Below are 24,706 nucleotides of genomic sequence, written 5' to 3'. Positions count from 1 at the left end.
CCGGGGGGCAGGATGCGGTGGCGCGGAGTAAGTCATGTCGAGTTCGCGGTCTTGGACTACGACGAATCGATCGCGTTCTACGACGCGATGCTCGGCTAGCTCGGGTACCACAGCTTCTCGTCGCTGAACATGGAGTACCAGTCGGTCTACTACATGACTCGATTCATCAACCCGCACAGCTACATTGGAATCCAACCGGCCCGCACCGGGGAGAAACTCACCCACCCCGACCCGGCCGTCGGGATCAACCACATCGCACTGTGGGCTCGAAATCGCAAGGAAGTAGACCGCTTTCATCGCGAATTCCTGCTCGCCAGGAATCTCCCGGTCACCGATGCACCCAAGGACTACCCCGAGTACTGGCCCGGCTACTACGCGGTGTTCTTCGATGACCCGATCAACGGAATCCACTGGGAACTGGCCTGGGTACCGAAAGTTCCGACCCCACCGCAGATCTGGTCGTTCTATCGAACGATGCGGGCCTTCGGCAAGCAGCGCCCGGACCTGGCGAACTCGGTGCCCGGCATCACCCGGCAGGCGATGCGGCCCCTGCAGCGATGATCCAGTTGCCGAACTCGACGGCCAGGTGCCAGCGGTGCGCGGCGACCACGCGGGCGGGAAACAGCCCGGGAAACTCGACCGCCAGGAGCGCCTCCATCGCGCCGTCGTGGTCCCGGAACTGGTGGCGGACCCCTCCGATGACCAGCCCGTCGTCGAGGACTGCCCGACCGGCGATCCGCACCGGGTACTCAGGTTTCACCGGCACCGAGACCGAACCGGCCGCGGCATAGTCGACGAGGAACCGGGTCGGGGTCGGCGATCCCCCGGTGGTCTCGACGACTTCCTGCCGCCCGTCCGGCAGCGCCCGCAGCAGGTAGTGGTCAGGGCAGGCCCGGACCATGGCCGCCTCGTCGTTCGTCGCGGTGAGGCCGTCGAACCACGCACCGAACTGCGCGGCGGACACCCCGTCGACGACGAGTCTGGTTGTGCTGTAGGCCTTTCTGCCACGACTGCCGGCCACCGCGATCCGGGCCACCCGTTCGGACATCGCCAGCTCGTGGCGCAGCATCGCGTAGATACCCGCATGCCCGAGTCCGAACTTCAGCGCGCACAGCACTTCCCGCTGCGCATCCAAGTCCGCGCCGGTTACCGTGTCGAGGTCGACGCCAGGAAGAATCTCGGCGACAGCCCGGCGACCCAGCCGTGAATCCAGCTTGGCCAGAACCGCCTTGGCGCGCCGCGCTTCCCAGCGTTGAACATCGGAGCGGCTGACTTCATGCCCGTCGATGAAGGTCCGAATCACGACATCACCTGTCATCGGTTTCCACCCACTTCGCTGGTAATCGGTTCGCGCGGCAGAATGCCGGCGAGCACGAGATCGACGAGACGTGTGCACAGACTGTCGTCGATCGGCTCGCGCGTGACGAGGGTCCGAAAGCTCAATGGAGCGACAAGGGCCTCCAAGACCAATCGAGGGTCAGTGCCGGCCGGCAGTTCCCCGCGGTCGATCGCGCGATCGATGATGGTGCGGGCCAACTCCAGTCGCCCAGACCAGAACTCCTGCCGCACTGCGGCCCAACGCGATTCCTCACCGCTGAAGGCCAACGCTTGCGCCAGCGCCCGTCCGACCGGGCTGGTGAGGTAAGCGGCGATACCGCTCAGCAATCCATGCAGGTCAGTGCCGATCGACCCGGTATCGGGCACCGGGATGACCCGTTCGCTATAGCCCAGCAGAGTCTCGGCGATCAGGCTCTCGCGACTGCCCCACCGCCGGTAGATCGAGGTTTCGTGAACCCCGGATCGTGCCGCGACATCGCTGACCGTGAAGTCGGCGATGCCCTTCTCGGCCATCACCTCCAACGTCGCCTCGGCCACAGCCTGGCGGACGCGCTCGGAACGGCCGCCTGGCCGCCGTCGAACTTCGTCAGCCATGATCACCCCTAACGCTAGTTCAACATGCGTTAAGTATCGTCGCCGCGACAGCTTAACGCAAGTCCTACTAGCATTAGGGTGGGTTCCGTCAAGGCTAGGCCAGCGCCACCCCGAGCTCCTGGGCGAACACCTTGATCATGTGCTGAACGGCGATTTCGTTGCGGCCGATGATCATATGGTCGTGCTGACCGTGCCGGACTCCTGCACCGCACTGCGGGAGCATCGCGAAGTCCTCGTCGCGCACGGCGGCGTGAACCCCTTCGTAGACGGCGTCATACGCCGCCCGCATGTCGTCATTCGTCGCCGGGATACGACCCATCCAGCTGTGCCGCACCGTGCAGCGGGTCGGTTCACCCTCCGGCAACATGTCGATGATCTCCACGCCGACGGGGCTGTTCGCGAGAATGAGGTTCGGGTAGACCCAGTAGATGACGCCCATGTTGGCCGACGGGTCGAATGAGGCGCTCGGATCCTCTGCGAGATTCTTGATCCAGTTGAACGGGAACCCGATCCGGTGATGTTTGCCGAATTCGTCATAGATCGCGGTGTTCGGCAGGGTGTTCTGCCCAATGAGGCTCTCGCCGTGGACAAACGGGAAGTGGTAGCCCTCTGCGAATGCCTCGAGCGCGCCCTTCCACGACACCTCCGAGGAGAACTCGCGGTCGGTGTGGTAGCCGTAGGACTCGTAATTCCACTGCGCCAGTTCAGGTCCGAGCGCTCCGAGGTGACCGTCCAGGTCAATCGTCGCGTCCGCGGTCAGGACCGCCCAGACGAAGCCGTGGCGCTCCTCCGACGGCAGTTCCACCAGGCCATAATCCGCCGGGTCCATCGTGTCGAAGCCGGCCTTGCCCGGGACCATGAACAGCTCACCGGTGTTGCGGTAGGTCCACGCGTGATACGGGCAGACGAAGCGTGACGCATTGCCGGACCCGCAGGCCGGCATGGCGCCGCGGTGGCGGCAGTAGTTGAGGAACACGTGGCTGGCGCCGGTGCGGTCGCGAGTGACCAGCAGCGAGTCCCCGAGCACCGAGCGGACGACGAAGTCGTTCTGCTCCGCGATCTGGGCCGACGGCACGATGGCCAGCGGGACCCGGCGCAGGATCTGGGATTCCTCGATCTCGGTGATCTTCGGGTCCCGGTAGTAGTGCAACGGCACCTTCAGCACCCGGTCGGCCATGTCCGTCGTTCCCTCAACGGCATGCCGCAGTGCGCGGCGGGTCAGTTCCTCATCAGTGCTGCTCACTGGGCTGGCGATCATGACCTGACCATACAATGACTATCGACTGTATTGTCAAGATCGGATCGTCAATCATGCGACGATCGACGGATGCGCAGGCACGGCTGGTCGGGAGACATTCCCGCCGACGACGACGAAGCCGTCCGCCGCATCATCGACGCGGCACGGGCGGCGATCGATACACGCGGCACGGTGAGCGTGTCCGAGGTGGCCCAGGCCCTAGGGGTGACGCGGCAAACGGTGTACCGCTACTTCCCCACGCTGGAGAGCCTCATGGTCGCCACCGCCGTGTCCTCGGTGGACGGCTTCCTCGATCGACTGGCCACCGAACTGGGTTCGATCACCGACCCCAGCGAAGCCGTCGTCGAGGGCATCGCCTACACGACCGAGCAGATCCCGCACGACCGCTACCTCAGCCTGGTCCTGCAGCCCGGCAAGGCCAGTGCGTTCACGGCGGGCGTGACATCGGACCTCGCCATCGAATTCGGCAAGTCGATCCTGCGGCGTTTCGACATCGATTGGTCCGCAGTCGGATTCGACGGCGATGCGCTCGATCAGCTGGTCGAGTTCATGCTGCGGACACTGCAGTCGTTCATCATCGACCCCGGCGGACCGTCACGCCGAGACTCCGAACTGCGTACCTATCTGCGCGATTGGGTGGCGCCGGCTGTGTCGGCGCGCACGACCTACCCGTCGTCGCCGGCCCCGTGATTGGGGTTGGTGCAGATGGTGCCTTCACACGGCACATCCGAGCCGTCGCCATTAGGGTTCGGCATCACCGCCCCGCCATTTTCCTCCGGATTGTCACCGGCCCCATGGTTCGGGTTGGTGCAGATAGTGCCTTCACACGGCACATCCGAGCCGTCGCCATTAGGGTTCGGCATCACCGCCCCGCCATTTTCCTCCGGATTATCGCCGGCCCCATGGTTCGGGTTGGTGCAGATGGTCCCCTCGCACGGCACCATCGAACCGTCGCCGTTCGGATTGGGCATCATCGGCTGACTCGGCGCGCCAGGCGCAGCCGGATGGGTGACTCCTGGTGACCTGGCCGGATTGGTGGGCGACGAGGTGCCCGGGACGGGCGTGGTCGACGGATCCTGATCAGTGGACGCACTGCTGCATGCGGCGGCCCCAAAGACCGCCAGTGCAGCCGCGGCTGCGGCCATGCATTGCACGAGCTTCATGAGCGCGACGGTATCAGCTAACTTCAAGTAGTGTTGGCGGTTGCCAGAGAACTTCCGCACTAGGGTTCGAAACTGTAGGAATACGCCATAATTCGCGTCTCCATCGACGAATCCACACCGCGACAGCGCCATACCCAGCAATCGATGAGATCCCCACGAGGATCTGGGCTGCCGCACCGCAACATAACAAGCGGTCACCTGCCACGCTTTCGAAAAACTATTGAATTGTCAAAAACATTCGTGGCCGAACGCCCGTCGGTGACTGACAGATCAGAGGGTCACGACACCTTCGATGCAGGTGGTGGTGGCACCGCCGACCCAGACCGACCCGTCGGAATCAGAGCGCACGCTGATCTCGCCGGCCCGGCCGAGCCGCGCCCCCTGAGAGACCCGGTATTCCGCCGGAGCCGCACCGGTACTCGTAAGCCACTGCCCCACCGAGGCATTCATGCTGCCGCACACCGGATCTTCGGGAACGCCGACGCCCGGTGCGAACGTCCGCATCTCGTAGTCGTGCGCGGATCCCGCCGGATATGCGCCGATGACACCGACCATGGCCGCGGGAATCCGGGCCAAGTCAGGTTCCAGTTCGAGCACACGTTGCGCGCTGTCCAGCACGAGGACGGCCCAGCCTGGACCGTTGTCAGCCCACTGGTGCGCGAGGACGTCTGTGCGTGCCAGCCCGAAGGCGTCGATGATCTGATCCAGATACTCGTCGTCGAGAAGTCCGGACCGCAGGGTCGGTGGCGCCTGGAAGTACAGCTCGGCGTCACGTTGCCGCACCTCGACGAGTCCGGCACCGCATTCCTGCACGACACGTCCCGCACGCCGGGGTTGTCCGCCGTGTCCGAGCCAGGCGTGTGCGGAACCGAGCGTGGGGTGCCCGGCGAACGGCAGTTCACTGCCCGGCGTGAAGATGCGCAGACGGTAGTCGGCCTCGGGGTTCGTCGGGGGCAGCACGAAGGTCGTCTCCGACAGATTGGTCCAGCGTGCAAGCCGTTGCATCGCAACGTCGTCGAGCCCCTCGCTATCGAGCACGACCGCGACCGGGTTACCGAGGTACGGGGTTCGCGAGAACACATCGACCTGGGCAAATGCACGATGACGCGGCATAGTCCTCCCACCTCCGAAGAGCGCAGCAACCTACGCCAGTATCCGCCGAGTTGCAGTGGGACGCTCGTAGCCCTGGCGTACGCTCACCCACGTGATCGACCTCTCGTATGTCATCGCCGGATCCGAAGCCACCGGCGGCGCCGGTTTGCAAGCTGACCTGCGCACTTTTCAGGAGTTCGGTACCTACGGCGTGGGCACCGTGACGTGCATCGTGTCGTTCGACCCCAAGGCGAACTGGGGCCACCGGTTCGTGCCGGTCGACCCGCAAGTCATCGCAGATCAGATCGAGGCGGCGACGTCGGCGTACGACCTCGACGTCGTCAAGATCGGCATGCTCGGCACTCCCGCAACGATCGACGTCGTCGCAGAGGCCCTGGCCCGCCAATCCTGGCGGCACATCGTCGTGGACCCCGTCCTGATCTGCAAAGGGCAGGAGCCCGGCGCCGCACTCGACACCGACACCGCACTGCGCCGTCAGATCCTGCCGCTGGCGACCGTCGTCACCCCGAACCTCTTCGAGGCCCGCACCCTCGCCGGGATGGACGCCATCTCCTCGATCGATGACCTCGTCGAGGCGGCCCGACGCATCGCCGACCTGGGCCCGGCCTACGTTGTCGTAAAGGGCGGGGTCGAGTTCCCCGGTGACGACGCCGTCGACGTCCTCTTCGACGGCAACGAGGCTGAGGTCCTGCGCGCGCCGAAGGTCGGACAGGCCCGCGTCGCCGGCGCGGGATGCACGCTGGCAGCGGCGATCACCGCCGCACTGGCCAAGGGGGCGAGCGCCCCGGAGGCGGTGCGCCTGGCCAAGGACTTCACCACCGCCGGCATCATCGATCGGATTGGTGGAAACGCACCGTTCGACACCGTGTGGCAGGGAGCCGGACACTCCCTCGCGCGCAGCTGAGGGCTACCAGCCGGCCTCATCCAGCGATCCCAGCGGGGGTAGTCACGGAGATTGCCGTCAGCAAAGGCCGCGATCGGCGACCGGAAGCTCAGGCGGACGGAAACCGGAAGATGAGCGCGTCGAGGAGGCGCCTCACCTCGTTGAGTCGCGTACGCACCGCCATCTGGTGATGCTGTGCTCCCGGTCGGCCGGCCCTGACACGGTCGTCAATCCGGGCTAATTGTGATTGAAGGTCGGCCATTTCAGCCTCGAGAAGCACGATGAATGCCTGCGCCTGGCGTACATCGGCGCTGGCCCGCGGAGCCATGTTCACCACCGGAGCAGGCACGGCCACCGGCCGGAGCCAGAGTGGATCAACAGGGTCTGCCGTCATCGCCTTACGGTGGCAGCGTCCCTCGGCGATCCAGTTTCCCGGCCGTATCCGTCCGGTAAGGAGCTGTTCACACTGACATCGACCGAGGTGTGAGCTTGCCGTCGCGCTTCGGACCAAGCCCGTCAGGGCGTCGGCGCCACAGCGATCGCCTCGACCTCGACGAGTTGATCGGGATATCCGAGGACGGCAACACCCAGCAACGTGCTCGGCGCGCGGTGATCCTCGAAGCCACGGGACACTTCATTCCACGCCGCGGTGAGATCGTCGCGGTCGCTGCTGACGACATAGATCGTCGTCTTCACCACGTCATGCAGCTCGGCACCGCACTCCTGCAACGTGATCCGGAGATTATCCAGCGCCTGACGGGCTTGAGCCGCAATATCGCCCGGAGCGACGACCCGGCCCTGATCGTCGAGCGGACAGGCGCCTGCGGTGAAGATCAGGCCCGGTCCACGCGCGATCGCGGCGTAGGCATAGGGCACACCTGCGAATAGCCGGGCACTGTGCACCAACTCGATGGCCATGATCAAGTGTCGCAGGCTGACATACGCTGGGCGGGGTGGATGTGTACGAAGCGGTGGCGTCACGGCGCTCAGTGCGGGCTTTTGCGGATCGCCCGGTGGATTGGGACGTCTTGTCACGGGTGCTGACGGCAGCCTCGCGGGCGCCGTCGGGAGGCAATCTTCAGCCATGGCACATCTACGTGCTCGGCGGTGAGCGCCTGGCTCACCTCAAGGAACGGATCGCGTTACGGGTAGCGGCAGGAGACCGCGGAGATCCGTTGGAGGTCGCGACGTATCCGACACCGCTGAGCAATCCGTACCAGGAGCGCCTCAAGGAATTCGGACAACGGCGTTACGGCGCTCTGGGTATCAGCCACGACGACCACGCGGCGCGAGCCCGGGTCCGTGCCGGCAACTGGGACTGCTTCGGCGCCTCCACCGCGCTGTTCTGCTACCTGGACCGCGACATGCCACCGCCGCAATGGGGCGATGCCGGCATGTACCTGCAGACGGTGATGCTCTTGCTGCGGTCGGAAGGACTGCACAGCTGCCCGCAGATCGCCTGGGCGGAATACCATCGCACCGTTGACGAGGTCATTGCACCGCCGTCACAACGAATCTTGTACTGCGGTATGTCAATTGGATACCCAGACCCGACACCGCCGCAACCGTCCATACCGCGTGCACCGTTGTCGGAGACGGTTACCTTTCTGCGGTGAGTTCTGCGCCGCGATGCATTTCATAGCTGCTGCGGGCGCCACCGGGAAACTCGACGAACTCGACGGCGGTGCCGTCGGGGTCGTTGACGAAGAACATCCGGACCCGGTCGATGGGGAACGGCTCTTGAACGGGCTGGAAGCCGGCGTCGATCACGGCGCGATACGTCGCGTCGAGGTCGGTGACCGACAACGCGATGTTCTGGTTGCCCACGAAGCCCCGCTTCCCCGATCCAGGCGGGGTCGACGTCCCGAAGCTGACAAGTTCGAGCATGACTCCGCCCACCGCTCCCCCGACAACTCGTCCCTCCTGCTGGCGGGACGCGTGCAGGACCGCGTCGAACGGCTCACCGGAAATCAACTGGTCGAACACCACATCCATGCCCAGCAGGCCACGGTAGAAGTCCAGGGCCCGATCCATGTCGGTCACGCCGACAACCAGATGGCAGAAACGTAGATCACTCAGCATGGGGTTCCTCGACTTCCTCGTCAGCGCTTGATCATATGAGTTAGCGTGCCAAATCTGGCCGACTTCGAAAGGCAACCCCATGTCCACCTACAGCCATCCGCTCTCGCTGGACGGCCACGTCACGATCGTCACCGGGGCCGCCCGTGGTGTCGGCAAAGGCATCGCCACTGCCCTACTCTCCCGCGGGGCGCGGGTGCTCGTGACCGACATCCTCGACGACGTACTGGCAAACACCACAGCGGAATTCGTCGAAGCCGGATTCGACGTCGCATCCGTGGTGGCCGACCTCCGAGACGGCGACAGCGCCCAGCGAATCGTCGACGCCACACTCGACGCGTTCGGAACGGTGGACGGATTGGTCAACAACGCCGTGGCCAGCGCCGGACCGATACCGTTCGTCGACATCCCGGCAGAGGAGTACGAGCGGGTCCACGACACCGGGCCACGCGCAACGTTCCGGCTGATGCAGGCGATTCACCCGGTGATGGTCAAAGGCGGTGGCGGATCCATCGTCAACCTCGGCTCGGCCGCCGGAACAGTCGGCACGCACTCTTTCGGCGCCTACGCCGGCGCCAAGGAAGCGATTCGCGGCATGTCCAAGGTCGCCGCCCTGGAATGGGGAGTCGACCGGATTAGGGTCAACGTGGTCTGCCCACTCGCCGAAACCGACGGCCTGAAAGTGTTGCGCGACATGGCGCCCAAGCAGTACGAGGCGGTCGTCAGGAGCACCTCACTCAAGCGAATCGGCGATCCCACCACCGACATCGGTGCCGTCGTCGCCTTCCTGATCGGCGACGACTCCGCCTACCTCACCGGGCAGACGCTTCTCGTCGACGGCGGGGCTGGTTCGTTCCGCTAGCGGCAATCGCCGCCAAACCGTCGGTCACCCTTGTAGGTTCGAATTTGCCGATGAAAGCACGAGCCAATAAGGAGGAAGACCAATGACGAATCATCCAGGGAGCTCGTTCTCCCGCCGCACGTTCATCCGCGGTGCCGCCTTGACGATGCCCGTCGTCGGCGCTGCCGTAGTTGCGCCAGTTGCCTTGGCGGCACCACAGGAATGCGGTGATCCGTCCGGCAAGGTCGGCAATTGCGCGGCTCAACTGCCGCAGGAGTTCACCTCGACAAGTTTCAGCACGACGGCTATCGCAGGCGGCACAAACTACTCAATCCTGTTCAGCACGAACATCAGACGGGGTCCACTCATCCCGTCCGGCACCACCGGTTATCGCATCAGCAGCGTCAGCGTGTCCGGCACGAAGCTCGACGGCGCCCCGTTCTATCTGACACCGGGGATCGGTGAGGTCGGCCCGCGGCTGCTCAACGCCTTGTCCGCGTCGTCGTTGGGGTTCGCCCTCGACGTGCCATGGGACGCCAACCAGCTGGTGCGTTCATTCCTCTACACCTATGACGTCGACTTTCTCACCGGCCTGACGGTGAATCAGACCTGCCGGTACACGACGACGATGACGCTGCGCGACAACGGGATGACGCTTGGCGGCGTCGGATCGGTCAACTTCTCCACACCGATGCTCGCCGAGTGCGAAACGGCGCCCCCGCCTCCGCCGCCCCAGTAGGGCGCCGTTCCAGCCACATCGAGTGCCACCGGTCCTCTGCCTGTATCGGTCGTTATCGGCGGCTGCCTGGAAGTTCGGGCGCCCGGGGGGCCGGCGTGCGAATAGTCGATGCGGCGCCTGGGAACAGCATGCGCCGGCGGGTATCAACGAAACGGCTCAGCTCGGTGAGCGAGCGTCGCTGGAGGTCGGCCCGCAACCCGCTGTCGGCCACAGTCTCCGCGAGCTGCAACGACATCAACTGCCTGAGGGAAGTGACAATCGGGTCACCGCGGTTGATGACCAGGACGTGCCCGTCAACACCAATGAAGCCACCGCCGTCGACCCACGGAATACCCCGGCTTCCACCCACCGGGATCTCGCCCTCCAAGTCGCGTCCGGCATGGCCAGAAAACGACAACGTGGCCTTCCGTGCCGCAGGGTCGATTGCATCGACGCGGATCTGGACGTAGGGCAGGTCCCGAGTATCCGGCCACGGTGACCAAACGTCACCAGCGACCAGCCCATACGTCCCGCGATGTGATGGCTGTAGGACTGAGTGGTTGTCAACGAAGCTGTGCACGAGCACAACTGGTTCGGGTTCTGCCGAATCCCATCCGGTGCGGTCGCGGTACTCGATGATGAAGTCGTCGACTTCCAACGCCAAGTAGCCGGGAAGTTCTCGTGCATGCAGCGGCCGCAGCTCGACATGCGTCGACGTGTAGGCGTCGGTACCAATCGACATGACACGCGATCGGTCCAGCCACCCGCGGCCCCGCATGTTCGCGGCATTCAAGCCGGGCCCCCACGCGCCATAGGGTCCGACCGTGTTGATGTGGCAAGAACCCCACGTGGACATGACATCCCAGTCGTCGAGATAGTCCGCGTCGGGCTGATCGGCTCGGCGTGAATGGTCGAGACCGTAGACATGTCCCATCTCCTGCCCCAACAGGGCCGGGTGAACGTTGGTCGAGTCGCACACGGCCGCCCAACCATTCTGTTGCCCGTAAAGGTCTGTCGCCGTGTTCATCACGACCACCGCGCCGGTGAAATCGGCCGTCGAGTAACCCGCATCGTCGGCGGCCTGGCGGGCCGCTTCCACGAGTCCCGTACGGTTGATCTTCCCCTGCGGGGCCGTGGGAACGTTGCCGACATAATCGGCCTGCTCGTACGGGAGCGAGATCCAGGCTGACACTTTGGAACCGGTGAGATCTAGGGTGCCGTGCGACATCCGATCGAAGAACTCCACCATGTTGTGCGTGCCTGCACCGGCCGCAGTGAACATGTTCTCGAAGTACGTGTCCGATAGTGGTTCGGCGTCAGCGCCCTTCCACTTGCATCTCAGAATCAGCCACGGTGTCGATACAGCCATCGCCAGCCTCCTTGGCGTCCATGTGTGGGACCGTCCCAAGCAGGAGCCTGCGCCCATCTGGGCCGGTGATCACGAGTAGCCCACTACCTGTAAACGCTCGTAGCGAGACAGCACCGATGGCACTTTCGAGCCACCGTGAAGGCATGATTCACACACGGCAGCGCCCGTGCGCCGGACAGGAGAGCATGGCCGGCGCCGGTTGGAGAACCGCAGCCCGTCGGCTACCCGTGCGCCTTGCGGACCAGGTCGATGGCGTACTGGTTGACGAAGGTGCCCGCGGAGGCCTCTCCCGTGCCGCAGGCGCCGTCGGACTCGCCGGGCCGCTTGACCCACAGGAACGCGTCGACGTTTCCGTTTCCGGTTGCCGTGGTCGGCGCAGCGCCGAGGGCCCGGCCGCTGGGGTTGCACCAGTACATCTCGCCGTCGGCCGGTCCGGCGCCGTTGCGTGACGTGTCGATGACGTAGGGCTTACCGCCCGTCTGGCCTGAAATGGCGTCGCCGTAACCGACTTCCTCTTCGGTGGTGAAGAAGTTGGCGGTGTTGAGGCTGAAACCGCGTGCCTTGGCGACACCGACCCGGTTCAGCCGGTTTGCCATTTCACCGGCGGCCGTCCACCGGGAGTGGCCCGCGTCGACGTACAGCGCGGTGCCGGGATTGCGGGTCAGCGTGTCGACGGCGTAGCTCATCAGGTTGTAGCGCTCCTCGCGCTGATCACCTGACAGACAGTCGGCCATGGCGAGCGCATCGGGTTCGAGGATGACCGCGGCCGGCCCGCCGCCGATGGCGGCGGCGACACCGTCGATCCAGCCCTTGTAGGCAGCGGCCGACCCGAATCCACCCGCGGCATAGCTTCCGCAGTCGCGATGCGGGATGCCGTACAGCGCCAGGATCGGCATGGTGCCGGCGGCCTGGGCCGCGGCAATGTACTTCGCGTCCACTGCGGGGCTGGAGACGTTGTCCATCCAGTACGCCGTGGGCGTGTTGGCGATCGCCCGCAGCTCGGGGCTCGGGTCGCCCTGCGCGGCGCGCGCGGCCTTCGACGAGGGATTGACGTAGAAAGTCTGCCCCTCGAGTGGGTTGGAATCACTGACCAGGCGCACCGTCGGCGCCGGGTCTGCAGCAAGACCTGCGCCGACCACGGAGGCAACTGTCAAAACGGGGGCGATCCAACGCGCGACTGCACCAGCAGCAGAGGACATCACCTCAGGGAAAGTAATGGCGCGACGCGATATGCGCCAGTCGCTGGCTGCCGAGGTGGCGTGTCAGACCTGGGCCCGGCCGGCCTCGAATGTGTCGAGCGCCTGGGTATAGAAGCGCATACGCTCGCGCAACTCGTCGGGGTTGATGTCGAACTCCTCGGGCAGGTAGCGATGTTTGCCTTTCCCGTCGCGCGGTTGGGCGCGGTGATGTTCGTCGAGCATTCCGGCGATGTCCGGCGGCTCCATCTGTGCTGCGGCGTAGATCCGGCGCACCGTCGCCTCGGGGTCGGACACCAGGTCGCGGTACTTGATATCGAGCCAGGTGGCGGTCGGTTCTGCCGAGGCTCGGACGGCGACGGCGCGCCGCAGCCACAGCTCGGTCTGCTCGGTTTGAAACCGGCCCACGTCGGCCCCGTCGACGTGGTCACTGTAGGTGGATCGGTACGTCGCGAACAGGCTCGCGCCGGACGCGACAGTCTCCACGATGTCGCGGTGCAGTTGCACGACGCAGGCGCCCGGATACGTCGCGATCACATGGCGGAGCTCCGCGGTGTGTGCCGGTGCCTTGAGGACCCAGCGGCGTCCGTCGCCGGCGTCGAGGATCTGCAGCATCCGGCGGTGCTGGTCGTATTCGGGCCCGAAGTCCTGACCGGCGAGCCAGGTCGCGTAGCTGTCCAGGCGAGTGGTTGCGGTGAACCCCCAGTTGCGCAGGGAGGTGCCCATGCCGAGCACGCACTCCTCGGGCAGGTGCGGCCCCGAGTCGTGCACGGCCGCCATTGCCGGGTTGAGGACGTGCAACAGGTACTGGCCGGCGGCGGCCGCCTCGAGGCGACGGTCGCGTTCGTCCGGGTCGAGGTCACCGGGTAGCCGCCAGGGAGCGCCGAGTTCGGCGGGCAGCGGCGCGCGCAACCGCGGGTCACGGTCGAGCAGCCGGAACAGGAACGTCGTCCCCGTGCGCCAGCCCCCGGTGATGATGATCGGCGGCAGCAATGGCCGGTGTCCGATCGCGGGGTGCTCCTGCAGATAGCGGGTGATCGCGACCCGGGCGGCCAGCCGGCCGGCCGCGGTTCGCTGCGCGGTGAGCGCGCCGAGCGCATTGAGCCGGCCGTCCCCCTCGGCGGACTCGAGGTACTGCTGCAGGCCCGGACGCCACTGGTCGGGATCGCCGAGCACGCCGGCGCCTGCACCACGGGTGCCGCGGTCGATGACGATGTCGACGGCGTCGGTACCGAGCCGGTACCGGTCAGGGCGGACAGCCCGATCCTCTTCGGCCGCGGCATACGCCTTGCGCGCTTCCGGCGTGCGGGTGGGTGCGGTCCAGCCGGTCATGAGCGCCCTGCCAGGTCGGCGAGGCGCACGACGCGTGTCGAGGGCACGACCGGCTGCTGCTCGGGCTGCAGGAACCGCATGACGACGATCCCGAACGAACGGCCCTCACTGTCGATCCAATCGCCGGCCGCCGGGCCGGGATCGGTGGCCGAGACCACGAATCGGTAGCGCCCGCCGTCGAGGTTCGCCGTAGCGCCGGTGTAAGACACGCGCCGATGGCGGTAGTCCAGTGAGTTGAGAAATCTGCTGTACGCCAATATGTTCCAGTACCGACACGGCACCAGCTCACCTTCGATGAGCAGCGCTTCACCGGGGTCCAGCTGCCAGCCGCCGCGCACATAGTGGATGGCCGGTTCGGTGAACACCGCGCCACCGGTCATCTCGGTCCAGTGCCGCAACTGGTTCGGTGCCGTGTGATCGGCTGCCGCAGCGGCGTTCCAGATGCGGGGCAGGTGCAGTATCGCCGCCGACGCCTTGGACAGGTGCTTTCCGAACCGAGCCGGGTCGGTGGGTGCCGGGATCGGGGGCGACTCGACCGGCTCGATTGCACACCACCCGGGCTGCTCGGTCTGCACGTCATCGTGAAAGTGCCGTACCCAGACCACGGTGGCACGCTCGGGCAGGGCCAGCCAGTCGCCGGACGTCGGTCGATCTCCGCCGACCGTCACCTCGTAGGCCCCGTCGGCGTCGAAAGTGATTGCATCACTGTCGATACGGGCGGTTACCTGGGCACCGCTCCCGCCGGCGCCGTAAACAGTGATCGATACGTACGCCGCGTCTCCTCGATTCCCGCGGATCCGGTATCGGCCGTCGGAGCGAATATCGGCGACCCAGTACCGGAAGTCGGGATTGTCCATCAGGAACTTCTGGCGCCACCCGTTGAACGCGACGAACTCGGGCTTGTCGCGATCGACTTCGAAGCGTCCCAACTGGTTTGACAGCGCCCGCAGCAGAGCCCGGAATCCATCCGCACGTTCGGAATCCGGAAGGTCCGCGGTGTCGATCGCGAGTTGCTCACCCGCCGTTCGCAATCCGTCGACGAGTGCATTCCAGGCCGCAACTTCGGCCCGGGGTTCGTCTGCGACGCCTTCGTCGGACGCGGTCACGATGCAGCCCCCCTCCAATTCCGGAAGCGCATGCTTCCGGAATTGGATGCTGCCCGCTATGCTCGCGACATGTCAAGGCCGTACCGCGGCCAGGCCGCCGACGCACGGTCGGCCGATCGCCGCGCCCGACTGCTTCAGGCAGGCGTCGATCTGGTCGGTACCCACGGGGTAGCGGCGATGACCATGCGAGCCGTGTGCCGTGAAGCCGAGCTCAGCCAGAGGTTCTTCTACGAAAGCTTCACCGACACCGACGATCTGCTGCGCGAGGTCTACCGCAGCACGTTCGAGCGAGCACGTCACGTCATTCGGTCCGCCGGCGACCCGGATGCCGATCTGCACGCGCGCACTCGCGCGGGGGTGGGGGCGGCGGCGCGACTCGTCAAGGACGATCCCCGCCTCTGCCGGATCCTGTTGGTGGAGCCCATCGCCGACCTGAGGCTGCGACAGTTCGTCCGCGACACCATCGGCACGATGACGCTGGGCACACTGACCGCGCCCATTGCCGGGGCCGACGCCGCATCGGCACCGGTCAAGATGCAGTACGCCACCGTATTCGGCGCCATCATCTCGCTGTTCATCGAATGGACCGAGGGCAACCTCGGTGCCGACCAGGAGGCATTCGTCGATCATGTGACGACGATGCTGCTGTCGTCACCGCTGGTGACCGACCATCAGAGCCACCCGACTGCCGCTCAGACATGGTTGAGACCATGAAGCTGAGCCACATCGGAACCCGCACCGACGACCGAAGCGGCGGTACGACGGGGTGGCTCGGCGCATCCGGATGTCAGTCGACGCTGGCGTAAAAGGGCTCGAGTCCCGTCAGCAGATCATCGATCAACGCAGCAACAGCGTCCATCTCCTTCAGGTGGATCACCTTCTGCGTGGTCGTCGGCTTGTCGAGCTTGTAGGTGAGTTCGGTGTATGGATGCTTCGACATCCCCATGTGGACGCAGTACGGCAGAGCTTGTTCCCGGGTGTAGGTGACGTCAACGAAGAGCTTCCCTCGCGTCGCCGAGAAGATCAGTTCCACGTCGCGGTGCTCAGCCTCTGCTTCGGTCAGATTGTTGACCACGACTGTCCAACTGGAGAGCCGGAGAGGGATCAGGTCCTTGCCGAGCGGATTGAGGAACCGGGGAAGCATGCCGAAGATCGCCTCGATGTCGTGGCCGGTTGCGATCGTTGTGTGGACGCTTCTTGTCTCGTCGTACGTCCATCTGCCTGACGCTCTCGACAGCAGAATCTGCTCGAGTGAATAGCCGATGGCCGCGTTCTCGTATGAGATGGAGACCGTCACGCCGGTGATGCCGTTCACCGCGGCGAACAGTACGGTGTCATCGAACGGCACGTCCTGTGCGTTGTAGCGCTCGTCGATGAACGCATTGGAGTCAACACTCCATCCGCCGTCGACCTGGATCCCTCTTGTCGTGCTGGTCTTCGTCACCGAGTTCCTTTGAGTCCGTCCTGCTGCCGCGAGCGTCGCGGCACGCGGTGATCCCCACGGCCTGCATTGACGAGCAAACGCCCGATGAGCAGACCACACTGGCGGGGACACCCAGTTGCGCGGGGTGGTGCCCAAGGGCACACCCCTCAAGTCCTCACAGTGACGGCACGGGTTCCAGTTCGACGGCGTGTTCGGCGGCTCGGCGTCCCGAGAACACGCAGTCGGCTATCGACAATCCACTGACGTACGAGTTCGCACAGATTCCGATCGCCGTGCGCCCCGCCGCATAGAGACCCGGAATTGCCTGGCCTTCAGGCGTTTTCACCGCTCCGGTGACCTCGTCGACAATCAGGCCGCCGAGGGTGAACATGGGGCACGGATTGATCAAGCTGCGCTTGATGGATATCGCGATCAGCGAGAACGGTCCCCGCTCGACAGGTTGCACGAATTCGGCGGGCTTTCCCATCGGGTCCGGCAACCCGCCTGCGGCCGCGGCATTGTGGGCCTCGACGGTAGCCCGCAAGCCCACCGGATCGACACCGGCCTTGGCGGCCACTTCCTCCAGCGTGTCCCCGACGACCCGGTCGGTGCGCAGCATGGCTTCCATCTGCAGGCGCTGAAACCAGATGGCCTGCTTGGGAAGTTGCGCTCGCGCCTCGTCGAGCAGACGCCGATCGGCCAGAATCCAGCCGCGGCCGCCGTGGTCTTGAATCATGGCGTGCCCGACGGCCGCGCCGTAGCGGGTCTCGTCGATGAATCGTTGTCCGGCTTGATCGACGACGAGGGCGCCCAGGAACGCGCTCGGTGGGGTGATGAATCGCCAGGCCGATACATTGTCGAGGCGATCGACGGCGGCACCGACATCGGCGGCGAGAGTGATTCCGCTGCCGTCGTCGGCGCTGGTGCCGAGCTGAAGGCCGTCGCGGTACTCCGGTGCATGCTCGGCGATCCATTCGCGATTGGCGATGTAACCGCCCGCGCTGAGGATGACCGCCTGGCGCACATGAATATCGACGGTGCGGGCATACCTGCGCTCCAGACGGTTCAGGAGCTTTTCCATCGCGGCCCGCAGTGGCGGGTAGTAGATGCCCGGTTTGATCGCGAGCTCGGCGTATGCGCGATAGCGGCGCTGAACCCAGGCCGGCGCATCGGCGAGCGTGCTGGCCCGCACGCCGACCACCCGGCCGTCCGAGTTGGTCAACAGCGCGACAGCGCGGGTGTGGAACTGCGTGCGTACCCCCAGGGCCGCGGCTGATTCGGCCAGCGGTTGATAGATCTTCTTGCCCGAGGCTCCCGGTCCTTTGGCCCGGTGACCACGTTGCGCGGGCGGCGTGACCGCCCGGAATCGCCCGGAGTTCTCGCTGCCCGAGTAGTACAGGTAGTACTTGTTGTTCGGGTAGGACGTCTTGTACGGGCACACCGACGCTTCGAACGGCACGCCATGTTCGGTGAGCCAGTCGATCATCGCCGGGCTGGTGTCGACGAAACGGCGAAGTGTTTCGGGACGCACGGCATCGCCGATCTCGGCCTGCAGGTATGCGTACATCGCATCGGCGTTGTCGTCGACACCGGCTTGCTGCTGCACCCAGGTACCACCACCGGCGTAGATGATCCCGCCGGACACCTGAGTGGCGCCGCCGCCGTTGAAGCGGTCGATGGCCAGCACGTCGGCGCCTCTCGACCGTGCTTCCAGGGCGGCACAGACCCCAGCCGCTCCGTATCCGACCACGAGGACATCGACTGTGCGTGCGTCTGGCATGGCTCTCCCTGAAAGTGATCGACGACCGCTCTTAAACTCCTAGTTTGTACTCACAGTACAAACTAGGCGCAAGGACGCTCGTAGACTGCGCTCGTGGCTGAACAGACCGGGCGGACAGTGCCCCCCGCCGTTGCCGAGAAGCTGTACACCGCGACGGACCTCATTGCCGCCCGCGGGCTGGAGAAAACCAAGATCGAGGACATCGCCAAAGCATCAGGCGTCCCGAAGGCAACGCTGTACTACTACTTCAAAGGCAAGGACGACATCCTGGCCTTCCTCTTCCGGGATTCGCTCGATGCACTCGCCCGCGACGTCGCCTCGGCGGCCGACGCCCCCGGGCCGGGCCGAGACCGATTGGCCGCCGTGATCCAGGTCCAGGTTGCGCACACCATGCACCGACCGGGCACTGCCCAGGCACTGGTCGGTGATCTGGGCCGCGCAATCCGACTGCCCGAACTCGCGTCGGCCGTTCAAGAGGCTTTCTACGAACCCATCGCCCGAGTGCTCGAGGCCGGGGCCGCCGATGGCTCACTGCGGAACCTCGCCGACCCGCAGGGCACCGCGATCAGCATCTTCGGCGCCATCATGATGACCGCGATGCTGCACAACGTCATCAACTCCGAGAAGACGCAGGACGAAGTCGCCGACGAGGTCATGCACCTCATCGAGAACGGGCTCGCGCCGTCACGCTGATCGGTTCAGACATGATGGAGCCCATGAGCCACACGCGAACCCAGTCTGCAAACCGGCCGGCAGCCACATCGATGGCCATCGCGATGGTGCTGGGTCTGCTGGCAGCGGCTCTGGTGTGGGGTCCGGGTGCCGGGCGGGCGTACGCGGCGGAAGCGTCACCGGCCGGGGACGCGCTGTCCATCGGCGACCCTGCCGCGCCGGGCCAGATCGACCTCTATCTGGATCCGCTGTGCCCCTACAGCGGGAAGATGGTGCGCGAGCAGGGCACGGAGATCGGCCGGCGCATCGAAGCCGGCAAGCTCCACATCAATCTGCGGCTCGTCAATTTTCTCGAAAAGTACTCGGCCAGCGGCACTTACGACAGCCGGGCGATCTACGCGGCCTTCATCGTCGCCGATCACTCGCAATCGAGCGACGTCACCTGGAAGTTCATCGAGCAGATCTTCGCCGCCGATCAGCAGCCGAAGGAGAAAGGCCAGACCGATCTGAGCAACGATCAGCTCGCCGGCCTGGCCGACCGCGCCGGCGCGCCGCCGTCGGCTCAGGACATGATCAAGCTGGGCCTTCCCATCCCCTTCGACGGACACGCCATCGCCGCCAACAACCTGCCGCTCCTACGGGAACTCCCCGACTCCGGAGTGCCGATGGCGGTCATCGACGGCGAATCGGTCGACGGAAACTCTGATTGGCTCGACCGCCTGCCGCGCTGACTATCGAGGGGTTCCGATCGGCGGCAGCGAGCCGACGGCCTCGAGCTGATCGTGCTGGGCAGCGAGGGTATCGGCGAGGAACGTCCGGGCGATGAGCAGCAGTTCGGCGATCTTCGGATGCGCGAGGGTGTAGTACACCGCGTTGCCGACGCGATGCCCGCTGACCACATGATGGCGTTTGAGGACCGCGAGATGCTGGGACAGCAGAGTCGGTTCGATATCGGTGGCAGCCAGGATCGTGCTGACCGGGGTTGGCTCCTCATTCATGGACAGGATCTCCAGCACCCGGATCCGCGCCGGGTGCGCCAACGCCTTGAACAGGTTGGCCTTGATCTCGTACAACGGCCGCTCGGGGCCATCCAGGACGCTGTCGACCACCACTGCCCCAATGATTGATGGATTGATGAAATTCGCAATCCATCATAGCGACCGTTACCCTTCAGCAATGCCCACCGGCCAAGCCCCACGCACCAAACCGGGCCCGCTGCAGTACATCGGGTACTGCTACGGCAAGCGGCTACCCGACTCGATGCGCGACTGGGTGGCCAACGACCTGGCAGGCCCCGGAGCCACGATCCGGATGATGGTTCGCGTCGCGATCCCCGCTGTCCTCGTCCTGGCGCCGATCTGGTTCATCCCCATGTCGCTCTACCTGCACGCCAGCATGACGGTGCCCATCTTCATCCCGTTCGTGTACTTCTCCCACGCACTGAACAAGGTGTGGCGACGTCACATGCTCGTCAAACACGGCCTGAACCCGGCCCTCATCGACCAGCTGTCACGCAAGAAGAATGCGCACATCCATCAGGCCTATGCCGAACGCTACGGACCGCGCACGGGGCCGAGCAGCAGCGGCGATATCTGACCGCGCACCGCTGCAACCATCACGTCGCTGATCGGTCAGGGCTGGAGGGTGCACAACGTGAGGGCGAAGGCCGGCGCCGCGGCGGTCCCGATGACGATGAGCAACATCGTCAGCGACTGCGGGTGCCACCACATCGAACGCCGGGGCTGCATGAGACGGGCAAGACGGTCGGTCACCGCGGTACCGGCCGCGGCCAGCACGCCGTCGGGGAGGCGGAGCCGGGTGCTCAACGTGACGAGCCCGGCCACCAGCGGCCCACGCCCGTGCCTGCGGGTGGCCGCATCGTCGGCGCACATCTCCAGTAATGCCGGTACAGCCCGCGCCGCCGCCCGCATCAGCGGAAGCCGCGGCAGCGCCACCGCGAGCGTGTTGAGCGTCGCGATGATGTGGTGATGGCGTCCACGGAGGTGTGCCCGCTCGTGGGCCAGAACCGCGGCCAAGGCCGGCGGATCCAGTAAGTCCAGGGCGGCGGTGGTGACGACAATGGCGCGCTGCCGGCCGCCGGATACGCAGTATGCCGTTGGTTGATCAGCTGTGATGGCGACGACGCCATCGTGGTCGGTAGGCGAGCCGATGATCCGGACCGCTTCCGCGTGTCGGCCATTGGCGCGCCGCACCCGGTACAACGCGACGATCACCCGACGCGTGGTGTTGGTCGCCACCGCGGCAGTGACCGCAAGCAGGGCGACAACCAATACCGTCGCCACGGTGGGCGGTAACGTCACCGCGCTGGCGATCCCCAGTGTTTCGACGCAGAACGTCGGTGCGCTGCGAGTGATCAGGCTGTGGGCGGCACCCGCGATCAGGATCACCAACGCCGCCACCCAGGCGAATGATGCGGTTGCGACGACCACCAGCCAGCCCGCCACCGAGAGCCGGGGATGAATGTTGGTCGAGATCGGGCCGGTGAACAGCACCGGCGCCAGCCAGCTCAAAGCCATGGCGTAGCCGAGGAGAAAGGTGACAGCGTTCATCGTGGCTGCCCCTCGGTGAACCGCTTGAGCGCCTGCCGGAGCTTTGTCGAGTCGTCGTCGACGATCTGCTCGAGGAAGAAGTTGAGGATCAGCTCGCTGTCACCGCCGGATTCGAACACGGTGCGCATGAGCTGCGCGGAGTGTTCCTCGCGGCTCATCACCGGCCGATAGCTGTAGGCCAGACCGACCTTCTCCCGCTGCAGCCATCCCTTTCGAAACAGGTTGTCCATCGTCGACATGACCGTGGTGTAGGCGATCTGACGCTTGGCGACGAGCTCATCGTGCACGCTGCGCACTGTGGAGGCCTCCGCACGCGACCAGAGCACTTCCATCACCACAGCTTCGAGATCGCCAAATCCCTTTATTCCCATACCCATTACCGCCCGCCAAGATGCGCCGTCAGCATTTCCCGGCCTCGCACGCCAAACCTATGTAGCGCGATAGTAGCCGCTCGCCTCATTTCGCCACGCTCCCGATCTCGCCGCCACGGGAATCGGCGTCCATAGCGGAAGATTCTGCGACAGGGGTTCGCGAACGGGCACGCCGCCGCCACAACCGAATTGACCGCCACAGGATGAGGACCACCACCACGCCCAGGATCAGCCAGGGATCACTGACGCCCGATGACAGTCGACCCAGCCAAACCTGCAGGTCATACTGTGCGTCGACGGACATCAAGCCGCCGAGATTCGCGGTGCCGTCGGTGAACAGGAACACCCCACCGAGAACGATGAATACCGCCCCGGTGAGCAGCGAGGTGGTGTGGGTCTCCAGCGGGCCCAGACGTACCGGTCGCCCCCGCAGCCAGGTCCGCTTCGACAGGTTGAAGCGGTCCCACAACCAGGCGAGCAGGAACAGCGGCGCGGCCATCCCGAGGGCGTAGACCGCCATCAGCAGGGCCCCGTAGGCCGGGTCGGCCCCCATCGCCGACATGGTCAGGACCGCGCCCAGCAGTGGGCCCGCGCAGAAGCCGGCCAGTCCGTAGACAGCGCCCAACGCGAGCACCGAGGCGGTGCCGGAGATGTTGATCCGTGCCGTCATCCGTTGCATGGAGGACAGGCTGAACCCCTTGCCCAGCAACGTAATAAGACCGAACCCGATCAACACCAGCCCACCGGCCGTGGTCATTTCACTGCGATAACGCGTGACGACGCTGCCCAGCGCCCCAACGCCGGCGCCCAATGGCACCAGCACCACGCAGAGCCCCACCCAGAACGCGAAGGTGCGGCCGATCAACAGGTGCGCCCGATCGAAGGCGTAGGCGAAGAACGACGGTAGGAGCAGAGCCGAGCAGGGACTGAGCAGGGAGGCCAACCCGCCCAGGAAGGCTCCGAGCAGTCCGACGCCACTCACCGGCCGGCCAACGCCCCGTCGATGGCGCGCACGAAGTCCTCGGTGGGCTGCGCACCGAGCATCGGCACGTCGTTGATCAGGAATGCCGGAGTGCTGGGGACGCCGATCCCGGTGCCCTGCGCCAGATCGGCATTGATGGCGGCGTCGAACGTGTCTCCGCGCATCGCGGTGGCGAATCTGTCGATATCGGGGACACCGGCCTGCCTGGCGAAGCCGATCAATACCTCGTCGGTCAGGTCTGCCTTCGACCGCTCCGGCGCGGCCGCGTAGACGGCCCTGTTGAACTCCCAGAACTTGCCTTGCTCAGCCGCTGCGCGTCCGGCCCGTGCTGCTGACATCGACTGCGGGCCGAAGATCGCGAAGTCACGCCACTCGATGCGGAGCTGGCCCGCATCGACGTAGCGCTTGACGAGTTCCGGCTCGATGTTGCGGCTGAACTTGGCGCAGAACGGACATCGATAGTCGGAGAACACCACCAATGCCACGGGCGCGTCGGGAGAACCCAACGCGAGCGGGTCCCCCGCCTGACGGCGCTCCACCGGAGGGCGGCCCCCGTCGGCGCCGCCGGACGATTCGGCACCGGTTGCCAGGGACGTCGCCGACGGCCCTGCGGCGGGCGCGGCGGAGACCGCGTCATTGTCGGGACGTATCAGCAGGTAGGCGATCAGGGCAGCCGCGATGACAACAAGCCCCCCGATGAAGATCAGGTCCTTGTTGACGCTTTCTCGCCGTCCGGTCACTGCGCACCTCCATGCTAACCTCGCCTACGTAGCTACGCCGTAGCTACGTATTCCGTTCTAGCACACCGCGTCGCCGGGACGCAGGGACAGATGGGAGACGCCGGGATGTCGGTGGGTTCACCCCAAAAGCGGCCAGTACCAATCCTGTCGGCATTCGCGCTGATCCTGGTCGCGACCATCGGCGTGGCTTTCTGGCGGGCCGATGCCCCATTCGGCTACGGCCCCGCCTACACAATGGCCACGTCCAGCGGCCCCGCCGGGGCGCTGTCCCAGCAGACGCCGATGTTCACAAAACTGACGCCCGGCGAGCCTCAGGTGAGCTTCACCACAACGTCGGGCGCCACGCTGGTCGACGGTGGGACATACGGTGTCGGCACGGTCGTCGTGGCCAACTTCGACGGACCGGTTGCCGACCGCGGGGCCGCAGAGAAGCAGCTCTCGGTCAAGACCGTTCCGCCTGTTGAAGGTTCCTGGTATTGGATGAACAACCAGCGTGCCCACTGGCGGCCGCAGAGCTACTACAGCCCGGGCACCGAGGTCGTCGCGATCGCGAACGGCCAGGGCATTGACGGCGCCCCCGGCCAAGGAGGCAGTCGAGTTTCGTTCCGCATCGGAGAATCTCACGTATCCATCGCCGACGACGCCACCAAGCAGATCCGCGTCTACCGCAATGATGAGCTGGTCCGCACGATCCCGACCTCGATGGGCATGGGCGGATCCGAGACCGTTGCCGGCAAGACAATTTCGTTCTGGACCCAGCCGGGCGTCTATACCGTGATGGACAAGGCCAACTCCGTCGTCATGGACTCCTCCACCTACGGGCTGCCCGTCGATTCACGGCTGGGCTACAAGGTGACCGTCAACAATGCGGTTCGACTCACCAACAACGGGATCTATGTCCACCAACTCGACAGCACGGTCTGGGCGCAGGGCAAGACCAACACGTCGCACGGATGCCTGAATGTCAACGCCGACAACGGGCGGTGGTTCTACGAATTCTCACAACCCGGAGATGTGTTCGAAGTGCGCAACACCGGCGGCGAGCCTCTGCCCGTTTGGCAGAACGGCGACTGGGGCGTGCCGTGGGACAAATGGCTCGGCGGCAGCGCTCTACGGTGACGGCCCGTCGGGTCCGCGACCCCTCCGGACCCGATATTCCGCCTGTGACCTGGGCCACT

29 protein-coding genes and 1 pseudogene are annotated in these 24,706 nt (G+C 65.5%); 11 read left to right on the top strand and 19 right to left on the bottom strand.

Translation table 11 applies throughout. The features are described 5' to 3' along the window. Window positions 1–12: 12 nt before the first annotated feature. Window positions 13–561 (top strand): annotated as a pseudogene (locus tag ACZYZ7_RS08555) (VOC family protein). Here ACZYZ7_RS08555 and ACZYZ7_RS08550 read toward each other — a convergent pair. The 3 genes from ACZYZ7_RS08550 to ACZYZ7_RS08540 form a co-directional block, all read right to left on the bottom strand. Further along, window positions 527–1,318, bottom strand: coding sequence for a hypothetical protein (locus ACZYZ7_RS08550; protein ID WP_463740658.1), 792 nt, complete (start codon window positions 1,316–1,318; stop codon window positions 527–529). The pseudogene ACZYZ7_RS08555 and the gene ACZYZ7_RS08550 overlap by 35 nt on opposite strands. Next, window positions 1,315–1,932: a TetR/AcrR family transcriptional regulator gene (locus tag ACZYZ7_RS08545; RefSeq protein WP_463740657.1), complete on the bottom strand. Its 618-nt coding sequence runs from the start codon at window positions 1,930–1,932 to the stop codon at window positions 1,315–1,317. The genes ACZYZ7_RS08550 and ACZYZ7_RS08545 overlap by 4 nt, the downstream gene beginning before the upstream one ends. Window positions 1,933–2,026: 94 nt before the next feature. Further along, complete coding sequence (locus tag ACZYZ7_RS08540; RefSeq protein ID WP_463740656.1) at window positions 2,027–3,190, bottom strand: aromatic ring-hydroxylating oxygenase subunit alpha; 1,164 nt, start codon at window positions 3,188–3,190, stop codon at window positions 2,027–2,029. Between the two features lie 69 nt (window positions 3,191–3,259). Between ACZYZ7_RS08540 and ACZYZ7_RS08535 the strand changes: the two genes are divergently transcribed. Next, a complete protein-coding gene (locus tag ACZYZ7_RS08535) occupies window positions 3,260–3,880 on the top strand; it encodes a TetR/AcrR family transcriptional regulator (protein ID WP_463740655.1) in 621 nt (206 codons plus the stop codon). Here the strand turns inward: ACZYZ7_RS08535 and ACZYZ7_RS08530 are convergent. Together ACZYZ7_RS08530 and ACZYZ7_RS08525 are read right to left on the bottom strand one after the other, a co-directional pair. Further along, on the bottom strand, window positions 3,856–4,335 hold the full coding sequence (locus ACZYZ7_RS08530; RefSeq protein ID WP_463741052.1) for a hypothetical protein: 480 nt from the start codon (window positions 4,333–4,335) through the stop codon (window positions 3,856–3,858). The two genes, ACZYZ7_RS08535 and ACZYZ7_RS08530, sit on opposite strands and share 25 nt — an antisense overlap. A 288-nt stretch (window positions 4,336–4,623) precedes the next feature. Then, a complete protein-coding gene (locus ACZYZ7_RS08525) occupies window positions 4,624–5,466 on the bottom strand; it encodes a PhzF family phenazine biosynthesis protein (protein ID WP_463740654.1) in 843 nt (280 codons plus the stop codon). Between the two features lie 91 nt (window positions 5,467–5,557). Here ACZYZ7_RS08525 and thiD point away from each other — a divergent pair, with 91 nt between their 5' ends. Further along, a complete protein-coding gene (gene thiD / locus ACZYZ7_RS08520; protein WP_463740653.1) occupies window positions 5,558–6,370 on the top strand; it encodes a bifunctional hydroxymethylpyrimidine kinase/phosphomethylpyrimidine kinase in 813 nt (270 codons plus the stop codon). An 88-nt stretch (window positions 6,371–6,458) separates the two neighbouring features. Here the strand turns inward: thiD and ACZYZ7_RS08515 are convergent, their stop codons facing one another. Both ACZYZ7_RS08515 and ACZYZ7_RS08510 read right to left on the bottom strand, forming a co-directional pair. After that, complete coding sequence (locus tag ACZYZ7_RS08515; RefSeq protein WP_450069542.1) at window positions 6,459–6,743, bottom strand: hypothetical protein; 285 nt, start codon at window positions 6,741–6,743, stop codon at window positions 6,459–6,461. A 122-nt stretch (window positions 6,744–6,865) separates the two neighbouring features. Further along, complete coding sequence (locus ACZYZ7_RS08510) at window positions 6,866–7,267, bottom strand: RidA family protein (protein WP_463740652.1); 402 nt, start codon at window positions 7,265–7,267, stop codon at window positions 6,866–6,868. 35 nt (window positions 7,268–7,302) lie between these two features. On the opposite strand from ACZYZ7_RS08510, the gene ACZYZ7_RS08505 reads away from it, so the two are divergent. Next, window positions 7,303–7,965, top strand: coding sequence for a nitroreductase (locus ACZYZ7_RS08505; protein WP_463740651.1), 663 nt, complete (start codon window positions 7,303–7,305; stop codon window positions 7,963–7,965). Here the strand turns inward: ACZYZ7_RS08505 and ACZYZ7_RS08500 are convergent. Then, a complete protein-coding gene (locus tag ACZYZ7_RS08500; protein WP_463740650.1) occupies window positions 7,949–8,431 on the bottom strand; it encodes a VOC family protein in 483 nt (160 codons plus the stop codon). The genes ACZYZ7_RS08505 and ACZYZ7_RS08500 overlap by 17 nt on opposite strands. Before the next feature lie 79 nt (window positions 8,432–8,510). On the opposite strand from ACZYZ7_RS08500, the gene ACZYZ7_RS08495 reads away from it, so the two are divergent. Both ACZYZ7_RS08495 and ACZYZ7_RS08490 read left to right on the top strand, forming a co-directional pair. Continuing rightward, window positions 8,511–9,290, top strand: coding sequence for an SDR family NAD(P)-dependent oxidoreductase (locus ACZYZ7_RS08495; protein WP_463740649.1), 780 nt, complete (start codon window positions 8,511–8,513; stop codon window positions 9,288–9,290). Window positions 9,291–9,372: 82 nt separating this feature from the next. Then, entirely contained in the window at window positions 9,373–10,008 is a 636-nt protein-coding gene (locus ACZYZ7_RS08490; protein WP_463740648.1) for a hypothetical protein, read from the top strand. 52 nt (window positions 10,009–10,060) lie between these two features. On the opposite strand, the gene ACZYZ7_RS08485 is transcribed toward ACZYZ7_RS08490, so the two are convergent. The 4 genes from ACZYZ7_RS08485 to ACZYZ7_RS08470 all read right to left on the bottom strand — a co-directional run bounded on the left by ACZYZ7_RS08485 (window position 10,061) and on the right by ACZYZ7_RS08470 (window position 14,990). Next, a complete protein-coding gene (locus ACZYZ7_RS08485; RefSeq protein ID WP_463740647.1) occupies window positions 10,061–11,356 on the bottom strand; it encodes a metallopeptidase domain-containing protein in 1,296 nt (431 codons plus the stop codon). Window positions 11,357–11,577: 221 nt separating this feature from the next. Next, window positions 11,578–12,555: a glycoside hydrolase family 6 protein gene (locus ACZYZ7_RS08480; RefSeq protein WP_463740646.1), complete on the bottom strand. Its 978-nt coding sequence runs from the start codon at window positions 12,553–12,555 to the stop codon at window positions 11,578–11,580. A 63-nt stretch (window positions 12,556–12,618) separates the two neighbouring features. Beyond that, the gene (locus ACZYZ7_RS08475) at window positions 12,619–13,884 is read right to left on the bottom strand and encodes a sulfotransferase family protein (RefSeq protein ID WP_463740645.1); all 1,266 of its coding nucleotides are present in this window, start codon (window positions 13,882–13,884) and stop codon (window positions 12,619–12,621) included. Further along, the gene (locus ACZYZ7_RS08470; RefSeq protein WP_463740644.1) at window positions 13,881–14,990 is read right to left on the bottom strand and encodes a DUF1214 domain-containing protein; all 1,110 of its coding nucleotides are present in this window, start codon (window positions 14,988–14,990) and stop codon (window positions 13,881–13,883) included. Before ACZYZ7_RS08470 ends, ACZYZ7_RS08475 begins: the two co-directional genes overlap by 4 nt. 69 nt (window positions 14,991–15,059) lie before the next feature. Here ACZYZ7_RS08470 and ACZYZ7_RS08465 point away from each other — a divergent pair, with 69 nt between their 5' ends. Continuing rightward, complete coding sequence (locus ACZYZ7_RS08465; RefSeq protein WP_463740643.1) at window positions 15,060–15,704, top strand: TetR/AcrR family transcriptional regulator; 645 nt, start codon at window positions 15,060–15,062, stop codon at window positions 15,702–15,704. Window positions 15,705–15,777: 73 nt separating this feature from the next. Here the strand turns inward: ACZYZ7_RS08465 and ACZYZ7_RS08460 are convergent, their stop codons facing one another. Together ACZYZ7_RS08460 and ACZYZ7_RS08455 are read right to left on the bottom strand one after the other, a co-directional pair. Beyond that, the gene (locus ACZYZ7_RS08460; RefSeq protein ID WP_463740642.1) at window positions 15,778–16,434 is read right to left on the bottom strand and encodes a hypothetical protein; all 657 of its coding nucleotides are present in this window, start codon (window positions 16,432–16,434) and stop codon (window positions 15,778–15,780) included. A gap of 154 nt (window positions 16,435–16,588) precedes the next feature. Beyond that, window positions 16,589–18,193: an FAD-binding protein gene (locus ACZYZ7_RS08455; RefSeq protein ID WP_450069552.1), complete on the bottom strand. Its 1,605-nt coding sequence runs from the start codon at window positions 18,191–18,193 to the stop codon at window positions 16,589–16,591. A gap of 93 nt (window positions 18,194–18,286) precedes the next feature. Between ACZYZ7_RS08455 and ACZYZ7_RS08450 the strand changes: the two genes are divergently transcribed. Both ACZYZ7_RS08450 and ACZYZ7_RS08445 read left to right on the top strand, forming a co-directional pair. Beyond that, on the top strand, window positions 18,287–18,886 hold the full coding sequence (locus tag ACZYZ7_RS08450; RefSeq protein ID WP_450069553.1) for a TetR/AcrR family transcriptional regulator: 600 nt from the start codon (window positions 18,287–18,289) through the stop codon (window positions 18,884–18,886). Window positions 18,887–18,957: 71 nt separating this feature from the next. Then, window positions 18,958–19,596, top strand: coding sequence for a DsbA family protein (locus ACZYZ7_RS08445; RefSeq protein WP_450069750.1), 639 nt, complete (start codon window positions 18,958–18,960; stop codon window positions 19,594–19,596). On the opposite strand, the gene ACZYZ7_RS08440 is transcribed toward ACZYZ7_RS08445, so the two are convergent. Further along, a complete protein-coding gene (locus tag ACZYZ7_RS08440) occupies window positions 19,597–19,974 on the bottom strand; it encodes an ArsR/SmtB family transcription factor (protein ID WP_135459766.1) in 378 nt (125 codons plus the stop codon). Window positions 19,975–20,041: 67 nt separating this feature from the next. Here ACZYZ7_RS08440 and ACZYZ7_RS08435 point away from each other — a divergent pair, with 67 nt between their 5' ends. Continuing rightward, window positions 20,042–20,461 carry a DUF5313 domain-containing protein gene (locus tag ACZYZ7_RS08435; protein ID WP_135451772.1) on the top strand — a complete coding sequence of 140 codons (420 nt, stop codon included), beginning with the start codon at window positions 20,042–20,044 and terminating at the stop codon, window positions 20,459–20,461. 35 nt (window positions 20,462–20,496) lie between these two features. Here ACZYZ7_RS08435 and ACZYZ7_RS08430 read toward each other — a convergent pair whose 3' ends face one another. The 4 genes from ACZYZ7_RS08430 to ACZYZ7_RS08415 all read right to left on the bottom strand — a co-directional run bounded on the left by ACZYZ7_RS08430 (window position 20,497) and on the right by ACZYZ7_RS08415 (window position 23,528). Continuing rightward, window positions 20,497–21,435 carry a M56 family metallopeptidase gene (locus ACZYZ7_RS08430; protein WP_450069554.1) on the bottom strand — a complete coding sequence of 313 codons (939 nt, stop codon included), beginning with the start codon at window positions 21,433–21,435 and terminating at the stop codon, window positions 20,497–20,499. Continuing rightward, complete coding sequence (locus tag ACZYZ7_RS08425) at window positions 21,432–21,806, bottom strand: BlaI/MecI/CopY family transcriptional regulator (protein WP_135451770.1); 375 nt, start codon at window positions 21,804–21,806, stop codon at window positions 21,432–21,434. Before ACZYZ7_RS08425 ends, ACZYZ7_RS08430 begins: the two co-directional genes overlap by 4 nt. Before the next feature lie 85 nt (window positions 21,807–21,891). Next, window positions 21,892–22,788: a cytochrome c biogenesis CcdA family protein gene (locus ACZYZ7_RS08420; RefSeq protein WP_450069555.1), complete on the bottom strand. Its 897-nt coding sequence runs from the start codon at window positions 22,786–22,788 to the stop codon at window positions 21,892–21,894. Next, window positions 22,785–23,528 carry a DsbA family protein gene (locus ACZYZ7_RS08415; protein WP_450069556.1) on the bottom strand — a complete coding sequence of 248 codons (744 nt, stop codon included), beginning with the start codon at window positions 23,526–23,528 and terminating at the stop codon, window positions 22,785–22,787. Before ACZYZ7_RS08415 ends, ACZYZ7_RS08420 begins: the two co-directional genes overlap by 4 nt. Window positions 23,529–23,618: 90 nt before the next feature. Here ACZYZ7_RS08415 and ACZYZ7_RS08410 point away from each other — a divergent pair, with 90 nt between their 5' ends. Then, window positions 23,619–24,647 (top strand): L,D-transpeptidase, encoded by a 1,029-nt coding sequence (locus ACZYZ7_RS08410; protein ID WP_450069557.1) that lies wholly within the window; start codon window positions 23,619–23,621, stop codon window positions 24,645–24,647. Window positions 24,648–24,706 lie beyond the last annotated feature (59 nt).

The sequence above is a fragment of the Mycobacterium sp. IDUB_17 genome, assembly GCF_055419465.1.
The sequence above is the reverse complement of the archived record's forward strand: the minus strand, read 5'-3'. Positions and strand labels throughout refer to the sequence as shown.